This is a genomic window from Paenibacillus sp. ALE2 (assembly GCF_054113385.1).
The window spans coordinates 5,020,482-5,034,976 of the sequence record NZ_CM134213.1 but is presented as its reverse complement, the minus strand read 5'-3'; the positions used below and the strand labels follow the sequence as shown (position 1 = coordinate 5,034,976).

At 46.5% G+C, this 14,495-nt stretch carries 16 protein-coding genes; 13 read left to right on the top strand and 3 right to left on the bottom strand.

What is annotated here, in order from left to right; all coding sequences use genetic code 11:
• Positions 1-374 precede the first annotated feature (374 nt).
• Positions 375-749 (top strand): DnaJ family domain-containing protein, encoded by a 375-nt coding sequence (locus ACXHJ1_RS21485; protein ID WP_025364688.1) that lies wholly within the window; start codon positions 375-377, stop codon positions 747-749.
• Positions 750-813: 64 nt separating this feature from the next.
• Here ACXHJ1_RS21485 and gluQRS read toward each other — a convergent pair whose 3' ends face one another.
• A complete protein-coding gene (gluQRS, locus tag ACXHJ1_RS21480) occupies positions 814-1,809 on the bottom strand; it encodes a tRNA glutamyl-Q(34) synthetase GluQRS (protein ID WP_457905208.1) in 996 nt (331 codons plus the stop codon).
• A 342-nt stretch (positions 1,810-2,151) separates the two neighbouring features.
• On the opposite strand from gluQRS, the gene hrpB reads away from it, so the two are divergent.
• From hrpB to ACXHJ1_RS21455, 5 genes are all read left to right on the top strand, one after another.
• Complete coding sequence (gene hrpB / locus ACXHJ1_RS21475; protein ID WP_457905207.1) at positions 2,152-4,680, top strand: ATP-dependent helicase HrpB; 2,529 nt, start codon at positions 2,152-2,154, stop codon at positions 4,678-4,680.
• Positions 4,681-4,799: 119 nt separating this feature from the next.
• Positions 4,800-5,384, top strand: coding sequence for a general stress protein (locus tag ACXHJ1_RS21470; protein ID WP_017428324.1), 585 nt, complete (start codon positions 4,800-4,802; stop codon positions 5,382-5,384).
• Between the two features lie 269 nt (positions 5,385-5,653).
• On the top strand, positions 5,654-6,826 hold the full coding sequence (locus ACXHJ1_RS21465; protein ID WP_457905206.1) for an acyltransferase: 1,173 nt from the start codon (positions 5,654-5,656) through the stop codon (positions 6,824-6,826).
• Positions 6,827-7,144: 318 nt separating this feature from the next.
• Positions 7,145-7,507 carry a helix-turn-helix transcriptional regulator gene (locus tag ACXHJ1_RS21460; protein WP_013310011.1) on the top strand — a complete coding sequence of 121 codons (363 nt, stop codon included), beginning with the start codon at positions 7,145-7,147 and terminating at the stop codon, positions 7,505-7,507.
• 19 nt (positions 7,508-7,526) lie between these two features.
• Complete coding sequence (locus tag ACXHJ1_RS21455; RefSeq protein ID WP_193190043.1) at positions 7,527-8,531, top strand: Gfo/Idh/MocA family protein; 1,005 nt, start codon at positions 7,527-7,529, stop codon at positions 8,529-8,531.
• 115 nt (positions 8,532-8,646) lie between these two features.
• Here the strand turns inward: ACXHJ1_RS21455 and ACXHJ1_RS21450 are convergent, their stop codons facing one another.
• Positions 8,647-9,216 (bottom strand): TraR/DksA C4-type zinc finger protein, encoded by a 570-nt coding sequence (locus ACXHJ1_RS21450; RefSeq protein WP_457905205.1) that lies wholly within the window; start codon positions 9,214-9,216, stop codon positions 8,647-8,649.
• Positions 9,217-9,358: 142 nt separating this feature from the next.
• Here ACXHJ1_RS21450 and ACXHJ1_RS21445 point away from each other — a divergent pair, with 142 nt between their 5' ends.
• The 6 genes from ACXHJ1_RS21445 (at position 9,359) to ACXHJ1_RS21420 (ending at position 12,272) form a co-directional block, all read left to right on the top strand.
• Positions 9,359-9,736, top strand: a complete 378-nt coding sequence (locus ACXHJ1_RS21445) for a DivIVA domain-containing protein (protein WP_016821045.1) — start codon at positions 9,359-9,361, stop codon at positions 9,734-9,736.
• A 97-nt stretch (positions 9,737-9,833) separates the two neighbouring features.
• Positions 9,834-10,268 carry an Rrf2 family transcriptional regulator gene (locus tag ACXHJ1_RS21440; protein WP_013310015.1) on the top strand — a complete coding sequence of 145 codons (435 nt, stop codon included), beginning with the start codon at positions 9,834-9,836 and terminating at the stop codon, positions 10,266-10,268.
• A 24-nt stretch (positions 10,269-10,292) separates the two neighbouring features.
• On the top strand, positions 10,293-10,793 hold the full coding sequence (locus tag ACXHJ1_RS21435) for a metallophosphoesterase family protein (RefSeq protein WP_457905204.1): 501 nt from the start codon (positions 10,293-10,295) through the stop codon (positions 10,791-10,793).
• 35 nt (positions 10,794-10,828) lie between these two features.
• The gene (locus ACXHJ1_RS21430) at positions 10,829-11,155 is read left to right on the top strand and encodes a (2Fe-2S) ferredoxin domain-containing protein (RefSeq protein ID WP_017428329.1); all 327 of its coding nucleotides are present in this window, start codon (positions 10,829-10,831) and stop codon (positions 11,153-11,155) included.
• Between the two features lie 129 nt (positions 11,156-11,284).
• Positions 11,285-11,563 carry a hypothetical protein gene (locus ACXHJ1_RS21425; RefSeq protein ID WP_025364693.1) on the top strand — a complete coding sequence of 93 codons (279 nt, stop codon included), beginning with the start codon at positions 11,285-11,287 and terminating at the stop codon, positions 11,561-11,563.
• Between the two features lie 106 nt (positions 11,564-11,669).
• A complete protein-coding gene (locus ACXHJ1_RS21420; RefSeq protein WP_016821049.1) occupies positions 11,670-12,272 on the top strand; it encodes a nitroreductase family protein in 603 nt (200 codons plus the stop codon).
• A gap of 389 nt (positions 12,273-12,661) precedes the next feature.
• Here ACXHJ1_RS21420 and ACXHJ1_RS21415 read toward each other — a convergent pair whose 3' ends face one another.
• Positions 12,662-13,333 (bottom strand): TetR/AcrR family transcriptional regulator, encoded by a 672-nt coding sequence (locus tag ACXHJ1_RS21415; RefSeq protein WP_243208200.1) that lies wholly within the window; start codon positions 13,331-13,333, stop codon positions 12,662-12,664.
• 179 nt (positions 13,334-13,512) lie between these two features.
• Between ACXHJ1_RS21415 and ACXHJ1_RS21410 the strand changes: the two genes are divergently transcribed.
• Complete coding sequence (locus ACXHJ1_RS21410) at positions 13,513-14,478, top strand: aldo/keto reductase (protein WP_330721395.1); 966 nt, start codon at positions 13,513-13,515, stop codon at positions 14,476-14,478.
• Positions 14,479-14,495 lie beyond the last annotated feature (17 nt).

Below are 14,495 nucleotides of genomic sequence, written 5' to 3'. Positions count from 1 at the left end.
CTTTGTATTATCAAAGCGAGAGAAATAAACCCATGTATCCCTTGATTACATCCACATCAGGGGATTTTTCATGTTACTAAAAGATCGAATAGAGTTTCTGAATGGAATTTCTATATCTTTTACTGGTGAGAATGCACATAGAGAAATGAATTCAGTCATTGTCAACACTATGGATACTTTACTTGGATCAATCCAATCATTTTAGGATGTCGCTCGTCCAACATGTCATGTCTCAATATGTGCTTAGAATCGAAGAATAACCATCACTCTCCGACAGAAATACAGGACAACCTCATAATATGTAAGCTACAGTGGCAAAGGACTCCCGGTTTATTTAATATAGATTGTACATAGGACGCTTATTACAAGGAGTGATGAGAATGTTCTCTAGAATGGCAGAGCAGAAGATTGCCGAGGCGATGGCCAAAGGTGAGTTTGATCATTTGCCGGGAGAGGGCAAGCCACTGGTGATTGAGGATTTGTCACATGTTCCAGAAGAGCTGCGGATGTCGTACAAGCTGTTGAAAAATGCAGGTATTTTACCGGAAGAGCTACAGCTGCAAAAGGAATGTGTCCAGCTACGTGATTTGCTTCACGCTTGTCATGAGGCAGGAGAGCAACAGCGAATCAGTCGCAGGCTGACTGAAAAATCACTTCGTCTTCGTATGCTGCTGGAGGAAAGAGGGCTAAATATGTCGTCTGTATTTTATGAATATGAGTCTGCTGTGCGTCAGCGACTGGAGGAATAACAGCGAAAGGAGCAAAGGGCAAAATGCCCTTGTCCACACACTTTGCTTTCCGTGTTTAATCTCATTACCGTTGCAGTGCAGATAATTTCGTGAGGCATTGCTTGGTCAGGAGGACTGGCTCCCGAGGCAGCTTGTCCAAATGAAAGCCATCGATTAAATCCATAGCCTTCACAGGCTCAGGAGAATCCAGCAGTCCGGAAAAGTAGGCGAGCCAGCCAATGACGGCTTCCGGTGTAATTCCTTGCCGACGCATGGCTCGGAGTGCTACGCCACCATGTCGTTTGGCCAGTCTACGTCCATCCGGACCCAGGACAAGGGGGACGTGTGCGAAACGTGGCGGCACTAAGCCCAGTGCTTGGTATAACAATAGCTGACGGGGAGTCGAATCGAGAAGATCATATCCGCGCAGCACATCGGTCATATGCATATCCGCATCATCGACGACGACGGCAAGCTGATAGGAAAACATGCCGTCTGCCCGTTTGATGATAAAATCGCCCCCCTCCGACGCACGGAAGGATACATGACCAGCTACCTGATCATGAAAAGAAATAATATCATCTGAATGCTGCGGTACTTTAAAACGAAGTGAAGGGAGTTTATGCAGTGCTTTAGCTAGAGCTTCTGAAGAGCTAAGGTTACGACATGTCCCTGAATATGCAGGCCCTTCACCCGACAGTCCGTGCGGAGCATGGGCGGCAGCCATAATGTCTGCCCGACTGCAAAAACAAGGATACAGTAAATCTTGCCCCTGGAGTTTCTCCAATGCAGATTGGAAGCGTTCCAGTCGCTGGCTCTGAGTGTAAGGACCATAGGGACCGCCAATGTCGGGTCCTTCGTCCCAATCCAGCCCGATCCAGCGCAAATCCTCCATAATTCCTTGCGCCAATGCGCTGCGAGCTCGTGTCATATCAATATCTTCTATGCGCAAAATATAGGTTCCGCCTAGGGAACGAACATGCAGCCAGGATAATAAGGCGGTGCGAGCGTTTCCTAAGTGTATCCATCCCGATGGTGTTGGGGCGAATCGACCTCTAATGGGTTGGGTTTGTAATTCCATACGAAGTTACCTCGATTCTGTATTCCGTGTTTCTACAATCCGTCCTTTAGCAATCCATATCAACCATATTATAAAACGATCTTGCCGCGAGTGCATCCCGACAAGTATAGGAGATGGCACGGGAAAGTGTGCATACCTGCGATGACCAGACGGCAAATTTAAATATCTGTATAATAGATTTAGAAGAATCATGCACGACAGGTGAGATGAAATCCCTTTGCTGTGGACCAGCTTAACATTTTTTATTCACTTTTCAATAATTACAGATAGTGAAAAATTCACAATAGAGAAAGAATTCAAACTTAGATTCTACGCCTCAAGCGTATCATTGGAGAGATTTCATTGACAGATAAACAATTGCCTATTACGCAAGTCATCCCCGAGCTTAAGCATGCCTTGCTATCCCATTCAGCGGCGGTCCTGATTGCACAGCCGGGAGCGGGGAAAACAACAGTAACACCATTAGAACTGCTGCATGAGCCGTGGCTGGCGGAGCAAAAGATAATTATGCTGGAGCCGCGACGCTTGGCAGCACGTGCGGCAGCAGCGCAAATGGCAAGGGCGCTAGGCGAGTCAACTGGGAAGACCGTAGGTTACCGCGTTCGTATGGATACAAAGGTAGGACCAAGCACGCGGATTGAAGTGGTTACGGAGGGCGTACTGACCCGGATGTTGCAACATGATCAGGCTTTGGAGGGAGTCGGGCTGATTATTTTTGATGAGTTTCACGAACGCAGCTTGCATGCAGACTTGGGCTTGGCACTTGCCCTGCAAAGCCAGGCGCTGCTGCGACCGGATTTGAAAATATTAATCATGTCTGCCACCCTAGAGGCAGAGCCTGTATGCAGACTGCTAGGGGATGCACCCTTACTGGAGTGCCCAGGCACCGTATTTCCGGTAGAAACCTTGCATATGTCCAAGCCTTCGTCAACCTCATTAGAGTCTTTTACGGCTGAGACGGTAGAAAAGGCGCTTTATGCCCATGAAGGCGATTTACTGGTGTTTTTACCAGGGGCTAGAGAAATTCATAGAACAGAACGAGAACTGACGTCCAGAAATTTACCGGCCTCCGTCAAAATCATTCCGCTGTACGGCAGCATGAAGCTGGAGCAGCAAGATGAGGCAATACGCCCGTCGGCTCCGGACAGCCGTAAAGTGGTATTAGCCACCTCGATTGCCGAGTCCAGCTTGACCATCGCGGGGATTACGGTGGTGATCGATAGCGGACTGTCACGCGAATCGGTGTTTTCCGCGCGAACCGGCATGAGCCGTTTGACCACCGTTAAGGTGTCCAAGGCCTCCGCCGATCAGCGGCGCGGGCGGGCGGGCCGTCTCCAGCCGGGCGTATGCTACCGGCTGTGGAGCGCGCAGGAGCATGCCGCGCTCCCTGATGCCAGCCGCCCGGAGATCGCGGCAGCGGATCTGGCCCCGCTCGCGCTGGAGCTGGCGGCCTGGGGCGTGCGCGAGCCCGCCGAGCTGGCCTGGCTGGATGCCCCACCTGAGGCGGCGTACCGCCAGGCCACAGGTCTGCTGCACCAGCTCGGCTGCCTGGAAGTCGCAGCCGATGGCACAGCAGGTGGCATCACCGCGCATGGGCGCGAGGTATCCGCCTTGGGTACGCACCCGCGCTTAGGACACATGCTGCTGCGCGCAGCAGCCCTCGGCCTGGCCCCAACCGCCAGCCGTCTGGCGGCGCTGCTGCAAGAGCGGGACCCGTTCCGTGCTCATGGCGGAACGGATTTGCGCCCGCGGCTGGATGCCTTGCGCGAGGCGGCTCATGCCCGCAGCACGCACAGCCTGCTGGGAGCGGCAGACAATACGGTGATTCGTCGTATCGTGCAGGAGAGTCGGCAGCTGCTAGCCACGCTGCCGACCACAGCCGCATTGCAGGACGAGCCTGACGGCTCAGCGGCCTGCGGGCTACTGCTGGCCTTTGCGTATCCGGATCGGATCGCGCAGGGCCGAGGGGATGGCCGCTTTTTGCTTAGCGGCGGCCGGGGGGCACGACTCCGACAAGTGGAGTGGATGTCGCGTTCGTCCTATCTCGTCGCCGCCGAAGTGGACGACGAGGGAGCAGATGGCGCCATTCAGTTGGCGGCACCGATTGAATTGCAAGAGCTGATCCAGCATTGCAGTGATTTGCTGCTGGAACAAGCCAACGTATACTGGGATAGCTCCGCTTCAGCCGTGAGAGCCCGTAAGGTACTGCGGCTGGGCTCGCTTATCCTAAAGGAAGCGTCCTATGAGCGACCTCCGGCAGAGGAAATCGCGGCTGCCTTAATGCAGGGTGTCCGGGAACGTGGTCTCAAACTGCTGTCCTGGAATCGGCAAACCCTTCAGTTGCAGGCGCGTCTGATTTTTATGCACTTCTCTGCGCCCGAGGATTGGCCTGACAGCTCGGAATCCGCGCTGCTGGATTCACTGGAATCGTGGCTGCTGCCATTTGCAGTTGGTGCCAAAAATTTAGCTGATCTGCAACGACTGGACGGTAGTGAATTGCTGCTTGGCAGATTGAATTGGGAACAGCGACAGCAGCTCGAACAGGAAGCACCGACGCATATACGCGTTCCCAGTGGTTCTCGTATTCCTGTCGATTATTCTCAACCTGAGGCACCTTCGCTGGCCGTGAGACTACAAGAACTGTTCGGCATGAAGGATACGCCCCGTATTGGACGCGGACGAGTTCCGATTGTGCTGCACCTCCTGTCACCAGCCCAGCGACCTGTGCAAGTGACATCCGACCTGTCCAGCTTCTGGAGCGAGGCATATTTTGAAGTCAAAAAGGACCTAAAAGGAAGATACCCCAAGCATTATTGGCCAGATGATCCACTAGAAGCTGTGGCGACTAATAGAGCAAAGCCCAAGCGATAATCGGCAACCGAACCTGGAATAGACATCATCGCGAATTTTGTAAAATCGTTTAAACGTCAGGATAGTGGGGTAATAAAAAAACGAACCACTCAACAACAACATATTGGGAGGTAACTATCATGGCTAATAACTTAAACGATTATAATGAAAAGAAAATTGTTGGTGTTTTTGATACCGAGCAGGAAGCATCTCGTGCAATTGGACAATTGCAGAGCAAAGGAATCCCAAGCAGTGAAATTTCTGTGATCACACGTGACCGTGACGACTTAAGGACGATTAGTGAAGAGACAGGCACCAAAGCACCGGAGGGTGTGGCTACAGGAGCGGCTACTGGTGGTGTTGTAGGCGGTGTCGCTGGCTTGCTGGCAGGCATTGGTGCCTTGGCGATTCCAGGTATCGGACCTATTCTTGCAGCTGGACCTATTGCGGCTACCCTTACCGGGGCAGCTGTCGGAGCGGGAGCAGGTGGCTTGGTCGGTGGGCTGGTCGGACTAGGCATTCCAGAAGATGATGCTCGTCAATACGAGACATACGTCGATCAGGGCAAGATTTTAGTGCTGGTGGATTCCGCTGATCATCACAGGGATGTTTATGATATTTTCCGCACCAATCGTTCTCTGAATGCGGATCGTTACAGAACATATGATGATACGGTGGCAGATTCGCGGACAGGTGCGTACACAGATACTAGAAGGAACCTGTAAACACCGAACGGCTACTTGAGGACGTGATTTAACAGGCTTTTCTATCTCCTTTGTATACAGATTATTTCTACAGCAGCAGTCTCCCCGAGAGGGAAGACTGCTGCTTTTATGTGTTACCTACTTATTGAAACCACTTAAGTCAGATGATGCTTGGCTTGCATTGGCACGTTTATCCTCCTATATATTTTTATAGAATTGTCGTTATAATAGATTTGGGGATTTTACAAAAATCCTGGATTATAAATTGCTAGATGCAACAGGAGAGTGACATGAGTCAAAAAGAGAGAATTTCCGAAGTTGCTTTGCTGAGAGGACTGGCTTTTGCAGCCGTTGTTCTTCAGCATTCCGTCGCACACTATGCGGTTGCGCAGGGGGCGCGCATCCAGGACGGAGTTGTGATGACACTATTACTACTGTGTGCCAAATTTGCAGTGCCTGTGTTTGTGTTTATTACTGGAATGGTGCTATTTTACAATTATGATGGAGCCTTAAAGTATGGGACGTTTTTACGTAAACGATTCATGGACATCATTGTTCCTTATATTATATGGTCTCTTTTATACGAGTTGGGGAATCAGCTTGCGCAAGGTGGAGGGTTAATTCACCCGTTAGATTTTGTCCAGAAGCTGTTGAACGGGAAAAGCAGCTATCATCTGTGGTATATCGTTATGATTATTCAATGTTATGTGCTATTTCCCGTGTTTCGTTATGCTGTACGTCGTTTGTCTGCGCTACTGCCTTCAACATGGCGACCCACCGCATTGACTGGATTCGGCGTACTCTATATTTTGCTTATGTTCGCGGTTGGACCCGTATATCAAGTGATGGATCAGCTCCAGCTTCCCGTCATTTCTTCTTGGTTTACCATATATGCTGACCGGAATGTGATCTATTTTTTCTTTTATTTTATATTAGGAGCGGCAGCCGGAATGAACATCAAGCGTTGGAATGCTTGGGTCATCAAGGCACAGTTGGTATACTGGCCGTTGTTTATCGTGATTACAGGGTACTTGCTGTATGAGATGATTGGTCAGTTTCAGACAACACGAGGTACGGTTCTTTCCTTTAACTACTTGTCTCTGCTACGTCCGGTCATGGCTGTATATTGCATCACGTCTATTTTTGTAGCTTATCGGATAGCAACGTGGATTGCTCACAAGGGAGGGCGTGCGGCGAGGGTGCTAACGGCCATCGGAACATTGTCCTATGGAGCGTATCTGATGCATGCCTTTATGTTGCGCGCAACCTACTATTTTGATAGTGCGTTGTTTGCCGATTGGAGTCACGTTCTTCGTACACTGGCTTCATTCGTTCTTTGTATGATCTTTTCCATTGCTGGAACATGGGTGCTGGCACATTTGCCTTTGGGTAAATGGATTGTGGGGCTTCGGATTCGTCCTCGTCCGGCAGGAAGTCCGCCAGCCATACAAAAGCAAGCTTGATTTAGCGATCAAGTTACATTATTTCACAAAAAGTATCCCGAAGCCCTCAGAAGAAGGCCAAGGGATACTTTTTTAAGTGGTATTATTCTATTTCAATACATGAAAAATTCACAATAGAAAATCATAAAATCACCCCTCAGCGCTACGCACACTACTCTAGAATGCTTCATTCCATAGTTCTCGTCATCTTAACACCAGTCACAAGGGAGGGAGAATTCTCGTAAGCTCTCATATTTATGAAAGGAAATAGTCTATGGACGCAGAGTGGTTTATAATGGAAGATAAGAGACTTGAATAAGGTGTAGAGGAGGTTGTGAAATGGCGTTTATGATATCCCAGCGGGCTTTTATCAAAATTTATCTGATCACAATGGTAGAGAGGCATCGCGGATATGGATATCAGATGCTCGAATCGATGAAAGATGAGTTTAGTGGTTTCGGATATGTTCCGCCTCAAAGCGAGGTCTACCGGGCACTGCATGAACTGGTTCAGGAAGGCGTTTTTTACCGTACCAAACGATTAAAAGGAACAGACCCGCGTGTAGATTTCCAGGAGATTGTGCTCTATCATTTCACAGACGATGGAGAGGAGAAAGCTCGGCTGTACAAAAAGCAGGTCAAAGCCGACCTGGACCGTTGCTTAGGTATGCTGCATAAAGCGGAACAAGACAACTATTCCTGACGACGAAAGGATGAGAATGATGGGTAGAAAGCTGAAATGGGGAATTTTAGGCACGGCGGAGATCGCCAAAATCGCTGTAATTCCGGCGATTCAGCAATCCGAACGCGGAGAAGTACTTGGAATTGCTAGTCGTAATGCGGATAAAGCCACTGAGGCCGCCCGGGAGTTCGATATTCCGAGAAGTTATGGAAGCTATGACGAGCTGTTGGCCGATCCCGAAATCGGAGCAGTGTATATACCGTTGCCGAACCATCTGCATGAAGAATGGACCATAAAAGCAGCGGAGGCCGGCAAGCATGTTTTGTGTGAAAAACCATCTTCTCTTAGCTCGGCCGGGACAAGCCGTATGATTGAAGCATGTCGCCGTGCAGGAGTGACTTTTGCAGAAGCTTTTATGTATCGCTATCATCCCAAACATCGAAGAATTAAGGAAATCATCAATAGTGGGGAAATTGGTGACATTCGCGGCATTCATTGCACGTTTACATTTAACAATACCGATCAGGCAGATAATGTGCGCTTTAATAAAAGCATGGGCGGTGGCTCGTTGTATGATGTGGGCGTATATCCGATATCAGCCGCTCGTATGTATTTGGATCGGGAGCCGGAGGCAGTGACGGTACATGCTTTATTTTCCCCGGAGCATGACAACGTTGATATGATGGCCTCCGGTCTGCTAGAATTTCCGGGTGGAGTCAACCTTACTTTCGATTGTGGCATGTGGGCAGCCAACCGTTCCAACATGGAAATTCTCGGCAGCAAGGGTACGATTGCGATGCCCAAAATGTTCGGTTGGGAAAGAACCTCTGTCGTACCACAAATTTTCGTTCACGTTGGTTCGGTTACGCGTGAGGAACGTCTAAAGGGTTTTAATTCTTTTGAACTGCAAGCTGATGCTTTTGCCGAAGCCGTGCTTGACGGTATTCCTTTGCCATATGAGCCAGAAGATGCGGTTAGTAATATGAAAGTGATCGACGCCTGTATTGAATCAGCTCGCAGTCGTAAACGGATAGAGATTGGATAAGCAGGATTACCGTATTCCCAGAAGGCATAAAAAGGCAGCCTGTCCCAAGGACAAGCTGCTTTTTTAGATGAACCAATACATAGGTATTTTTAATGAGTCTTTGCACATTCGAGCATTACATATTTTCATCATAATCTGTAACATCACGCTTGGCGGCTGTCGCAGGCGAATTCGATGTGCCGTATTTTTCTACTGCGTCCCATGCACCCGCATCGTCAAATCGTCCTGCATTCCGTTGGCGAACCTCACCTGCACCTTTGGGCGGCGGAGTCATAACCTGTTCCTCGATTGGACGGTCATTCGATAATTTCCGTGTTGGCGTGTGCTCGACGGTATAGGCTGTATATGGAATGGCTTGTAACCGTTCAAAAGGAATTTCTTCGCCGCTCTCCACACATATTCCATACGTCCCATCTTCCATCCGTTGCAGGGCTGCATTAACCTGCTCCAGTTCGTTTTCCAGCGACTCGTTAATCGCCAGGTCACGGGATCGTTCAAAGGTTTCCGTCCCTATATCAGCAGGGTGGTTATCATAGGATGAGAGTTCCCCTGTGGAATCTGTCAGTGTTTCTCCCAATTTCGTATTTTCCTGACCATTTTGTTTAAAATGTTTTTCTAAGTCCTTTTTCTGCTCCAATAACATATGTTTCAGCTCTGCAAGCTGCGAATCGTTCAAATGGTTCATGATCATCTCTCCCCTTCATGGTGTGTATGAGTGGCGTGTATGCTCTTTTATACCCGTTCATAGACCCTAGCAATCACAGAGACTTTTATTCCCAGCCTAGAATGTGATATAAAAAGAATAGTGTGTTAAGGAGGGAAAACCGATGGATGAACATATGAAGCGTCGTCTGGATAAGCAAAAGCAGTTGTTTAAACAACTGGGCATTCAGCTGGACGCGCTCTCCATTCATGAGAAACAGTTCAAAAATAAAATGCGCGGCTATGATCCGGATGAGGTGGATGCCTTTCTGGATGAAGTAATCAAGGATTATGAACGCTTTTATGCGAATATAGCCGACCTGATGGACAAGTGGCAGGAGCAGCAGGCAACCATACGTGATTTGAAAAGTGCACCCAAGCCTGCCACCGACTTTAATGCACTTGACCGTCGTCAACTGGAGGATATCATTAAGCAGTTGGAATATAGTGTGCGCCAACTAAAAGTGCGAGTACGCCCTGAAAATGACTATTTTCCGGAGTAAGGAATAGCTAGCACTGTGTCGTTGCCTCTATTGTGGTATGATGGAAACATGCATTTTACCAAACATTTAATGAGGCACACAAATAAAGGTGGTTAACATGAGTACCCATTTTTCCGTTAGTATCCATTGTCTGCTTCTTCTGGCTGAAGGGGCACCCGAGCGAATGACTTCGTCACTTATTGCTTCCAGTATCAATACTAACCCGGTAGTTGTAAGAAGAATTATGAGCCGACTCAAGCAAGCGGGTCTGGTGGATTCGTCACCGGGAGCGCGTGGCTTTCGTCTAAGCATGTCGAGTTCAAACATCAATCTGAAAATGATCTATGAAGCGACCAAGGATGAAGGCCCGCTGTTTGCCATCCATACCGACAGCAATCATAATTGCGAGGTTGGCAGGAACATAGACGCTTTGTTGGACGGTTTATACACTGTGGCAGAGCAGAAAATCCAGGCGTTTTTCGAGACTGTTACGTTGCGAGATCTGGAGCAGGCGCTCCAGCAGCGGGTTGGGCAACAAAGTTCATCCGTGTGAAGACGCTGGTAAGGAGAAATTGATATGAAAATCATCGTACTTTCAGACACTCATATGCCACACAGAAGCAAAACACTGCCTAGTCGGCTTGTGCGGGAGTTAAAAGGCAGTGACTTCATTCTCCATGCCGGAGACTGGACGGATTGGTTCGTATATGAACGTCTAGCTGAATTTGCGCCTGTGAAGGGCATTGCCGGAAACAATGATGGAACCGACATCGTGGAGCGTCTAGGCTATCAACGAATCGTTGAAGTCCAAGGCAAGCGGATCGGCATGGTTCATGGTCACGGCTGGCGCGGCTCGACAGAGAATATCGCACTGAATACATTTAAGGGAGAAACATTGGATTGCCTGATTTATGGACATTCGCATATTCCTGTGGTCAAAAAGATAGATGATCTGCTTGTCCTTAATCCGGGGTCTCCGACGGACAAGCGCGGTGAAGACGAATACTCATTTATCGTGCTGACGATTGAAGACGGGCAGATGGAAGCACGGCTTGTTCTTTATCCAGATAAACATTGATATAAAACCAACAACTGTTGATTAAAGGGGAAGCTATGGCTATTTTTGATTTAGAACCGATGAAGCATCATGTGTTGATCTGCAATGGAGGCACATGTATGCGACATGAAGGCGAAGAAGTTACACAAGCAATTCGGGATGAAATTCGTAAACAGCATGCAGAAGCCTATATTCACACGACCAGAACTCGTTGTAATGGGCGCTGTCATGATGCTGCGGTTGTGATCGTATATCCGCAAGGGGACTGGTATGGTCAAATGACCCCCGCCTCAGGTACAGAGCTGGTGCAGAAGCTCGTAGCGGGAGAGAAGCTGGAACCTCATCTTTTTCATGAGTGTACACGTAAATCCAGCTCGGAATAACCCAGTCAACGATCTATAAGAGCATGAGTAGAGAAAATCTTTCGGAGATTTTCTCTTTTTTGCGTTTAATCCCCAACCTGAAAGGTAAAAGTATACTGTGGATACCAATCCGATAGGGAGGGAAGAAAGATGAACCCATTTGAAGATAAGCTACACGGTGAGAATGAGCAAAAAAGCCAGACGGGGAAAGAGACAACGGAATCTAAACATCAGGAACAGCCGATTAATCGTGATCATGCAGAGCAGTATCCGACAGATCAGGAAAGCTTGTTCGACCGTTTTGAAATCGAGCAGACGGTAGATGCCATTCCCGTTGAGGATTTAAAGATGGAAAGACAAGAGGAGAGAGACAAGGATGTAACCAAGCACACCTCTTCTAGTGAGAAAAAATATAATGGCGGCGTATAATTTTCGACTAACTGGTAATATTTAAAAAGAAATCTCTTGACTTTAAGATATATACGATGTATATTAAGTTACGAAAAGTAATTAATTTTTCTCAGGAGGTAACAAAATGACTAAAGACTTCTTCACAGCTCTGAAAGACAGACGCTCCTATTATGGCATTAGCAAAGAACAAGTAATTTCTGACCAACGGATTCAAGAGATCGTAGAGGAAGCTGTGAAGTACACACCTACCTCTTTCAATTCCCAAACTTCACGCGCTGTAGTGTTGCTCGGAGAGCATCATGACAAACTGTGGAATATTACAGAAGATATTTTGCGGGAAGTGGTAGGCAATGAAGAACAATTCAAATCTACTGCTGAGAAAATGAACGGTTTCCGCAGCGGTTACGGAACGGTCTTGTTCTTTGAAGACAACAACGTGGTAGCTGGTCTGCAACAACAATTTGAAGCGTATGCGGACAATTTCCCAATCTGGGCCAATCAATCTAACGGTATGCTGCAACTGGTTGTATGGACGGCTCTGGAGCAAGAAGGATTGGGCGCATCTCTTCAGCACTATAATCCTTTGATCGACGAAAAAGTGAAAAATGAATGGAACATTCCTGAGCACTGGAAACTGATTGCTGAAATGCCATTTGGTAAACCGACATTCCAACCAGGTGACAAAGAATTTCAGCCGATTGAGGAACGCGTAAAAACATTTAAGTAAGGGTTTTGCGAATTTTCGTATAACCTATAACCAATATCCAATAAAAAAAACCGCCGCCGGCGGTTTTTTTATTGGATATTCATGCTCACCTTTTTACTTTCATATAGTACAGCCTGCCAATTCATTTAAGCGGAAATCCGGGCAAGCCTCACCGCCTTCGGCACTCACCCGAATATCTACTAAGATTCATACCGGTACCGTTAAGGGGCGAAAATTCGCCCTTTCGGGATCGACTCTTATGCGGCAGTCAAAATGGGCTACTGCAAGTCCAAGCGGCTGGAATTTCACCAAACGGTTATGAACAACAAATCATAGAAGTAAGTGAGACGATAAACGAAAAGGAGGAACTGGAAGAATTGATGCAGAGGGTGATTGATGCTCACTATGAATCAAAAAAGATTTTTTATAATCTTTTGAGCCAAATACTCAATTCTCGGCATCATGACTTCATCATCGACAGCTGAAATTTTTTCGGGTTTAAATAACTGAATTTTCTTTAATTGATAATAATCATATAAAATTTGTTGAATGGTTATTTGGTTTGTCATTAAATATTTGACATTAAACAGACTTCGAAGAAGTTCATCCTGCATGATTAGCAGCTTGCCATTGATATTATAAAAAATGCCTTTTCGAACGCCTTCTTCATAGAAAGTTAATACTTGCTGTTCTCGCTGCTTCATGGCTTCATTCAATCGATCATAAGAATCTGGATAACTATTTTCGAGTTCATTTAAGAAAACATCTGTAAAGTATTCGACAAGCAAGACAGATTGTTCAAATATTTGTTGGAATCGAATACCAAAATTTTGATCTGAATCTAAAGAATTTGAAGTCAGTTCATTCATGTAATCTACAAAACCATCCACGATGTATAAGATTATTTCTTCTTTAGTTGAGAAGTATTTATATAAAGTCGCTCTGCTAATCTCCATCACTTTTGCGATTTCATCCATTCGAGCAGATTGAAGGTCATTTTTTCGAAAGTAAGGAAGGATTTTTGTAATAAGCTTATTTCGCGTCTCATTCATTTTATCACAATTGTTAATTTTGCTACTCAAATCATAAACCCCCATGTTCATTGTAATCTGAATATATAATTATACCCTAAATCCATAATAACAGATACATCACATATTATTTTGATTAAATAGACGTTTTTTATGTAAAGTGTTTAATTTATATACTTTGTGTGGTAAGATGAATGGGCAGTTAACTACTTAAAGTGAGGATGATTTAAATGAAAACGCAGAAACTTGGCCATAGTGATCTTGTTGTTTCTTCTATTGGATTGGGTATGATGGGAATGTCTCCGGGTATTTATGGAACCATAAATGATGAAGAGTCTATTAAAACGATACATCGAGCTTTAGATCTTGGAATAACGTTGTTTGATACCGCTGATACGTATGGCAAAGGACATAATGAGGAACTTTTAGGCAAAGCACTGAAGGGGCGCAGAGAGCAGGCGATTGTCGCTACTAAGTTTTCATTTGGACCTGATTGGGAGTTTATCGGGGGACATCCTGATTACATTAAAAAAGCAATCGATGAAAGCTTACGGCGTCTTGATATTGATTATATCGACCTCTATTATCAGCATCGAGTCGATCCTGATATCCCAATCGAAGAGACGGTTGGTGCTATGGCTGGTCTAGTTAAAGCAGGAAAAGTACGTTATCTTGGTCTTTCTGAAGCCGGCGCATCTACGATTCGCCGAGCACATGCGGTACATCCAATCTCCGCATTACAATCGGAATATTCTCTTTGGAGTCGGGACATTGAAGAGGAGATTCTTCCTACCATTAAAGAACTGGGAATTACTTTTGTAGCTTACAGTCCTCTAAGCAGGGGATTCATCACCGGCGAACTTCGAAAATTTGAGGATCTTGATGATAATGATTTTCGTAGATATCTACCTCGTTTTCAAGGTGATAACTTTCAGAAAAACGTTGATATAGTAGACAAGCTTAGTGAAATTGCTAAAGAGAAAAACTGTACTGTCCCACAATTAGCGCTAGCCTGGACAATGGCCAATGGCGCGTTGCCAATTCCAGGTACGAAACGCCGAAAATATCTAGAACAAAACGCATGTGCTGTTGACATTCAGCTTACTTCTGAAGATTTAGCCCGTATTGATGCTGTTAGTCCAACAGCATATGGTGAACGTATGCCTGAGCAAGGAATGAAACAAGTTAATTTATAAGAAGATATTGACACCAT

Coding starts and splice junctions, on each gene's coding strand:
- ACXHJ1_RS21485 (WP_025364688.1), top strand. CDS start 375: ATGAGAATGTTCTCTAGAATGGCAGAGCAGAAGATTGCCGAGGCGATG.
- gluQRS (WP_457905208.1), bottom strand. CDS start 1,809: ATGGAATTACAAACCCAACCCATTAGAGGTCGATTCGCCCCAACACCA.
- ACXHJ1_RS21470 (WP_017428324.1), top strand. CDS start 4,800: ATGGCTAATAACTTAAACGATTATAATGAAAAGAAAATTGTTGGTGTT.
- ACXHJ1_RS21465 (WP_457905206.1), top strand. CDS start 5,654: ATGAGTCAAAAAGAGAGAATTTCCGAAGTTGCTTTGCTGAGAGGACTG.
- ACXHJ1_RS21460 (WP_013310011.1), top strand. CDS start 7,145: ATGGCGTTTATGATATCCCAGCGGGCTTTTATCAAAATTTATCTGATC.
- ACXHJ1_RS21455 (WP_193190043.1), top strand. CDS start 7,527: ATGGGTAGAAAGCTGAAATGGGGAATTTTAGGCACGGCGGAGATCGCC.
- ACXHJ1_RS21450 (WP_457905205.1), bottom strand. CDS start 9,216: ATGAACCATTTGAACGATTCGCAGCTTGCAGAGCTGAAACATATGTTA.
- ACXHJ1_RS21445 (WP_016821045.1), top strand. CDS start 9,359: ATGGATGAACATATGAAGCGTCGTCTGGATAAGCAAAAGCAGTTGTTT.
- ACXHJ1_RS21440 (WP_013310015.1), top strand. CDS start 9,834: ATGAGTACCCATTTTTCCGTTAGTATCCATTGTCTGCTTCTTCTGGCT.
- ACXHJ1_RS21435 (WP_457905204.1), top strand. CDS start 10,293: ATGAAAATCATCGTACTTTCAGACACTCATATGCCACACAGAAGCAAA.
- ACXHJ1_RS21430 (WP_017428329.1), top strand. CDS start 10,829: ATGGCTATTTTTGATTTAGAACCGATGAAGCATCATGTGTTGATCTGC.
- ACXHJ1_RS21425 (WP_025364693.1), top strand. CDS start 11,285: ATGAACCCATTTGAAGATAAGCTACACGGTGAGAATGAGCAAAAAAGC.
- ACXHJ1_RS21420 (WP_016821049.1), top strand. CDS start 11,670: ATGACTAAAGACTTCTTCACAGCTCTGAAAGACAGACGCTCCTATTAT.
- ACXHJ1_RS21410 (WP_330721395.1), top strand. CDS start 13,513: ATGAAAACGCAGAAACTTGGCCATAGTGATCTTGTTGTTTCTTCTATT.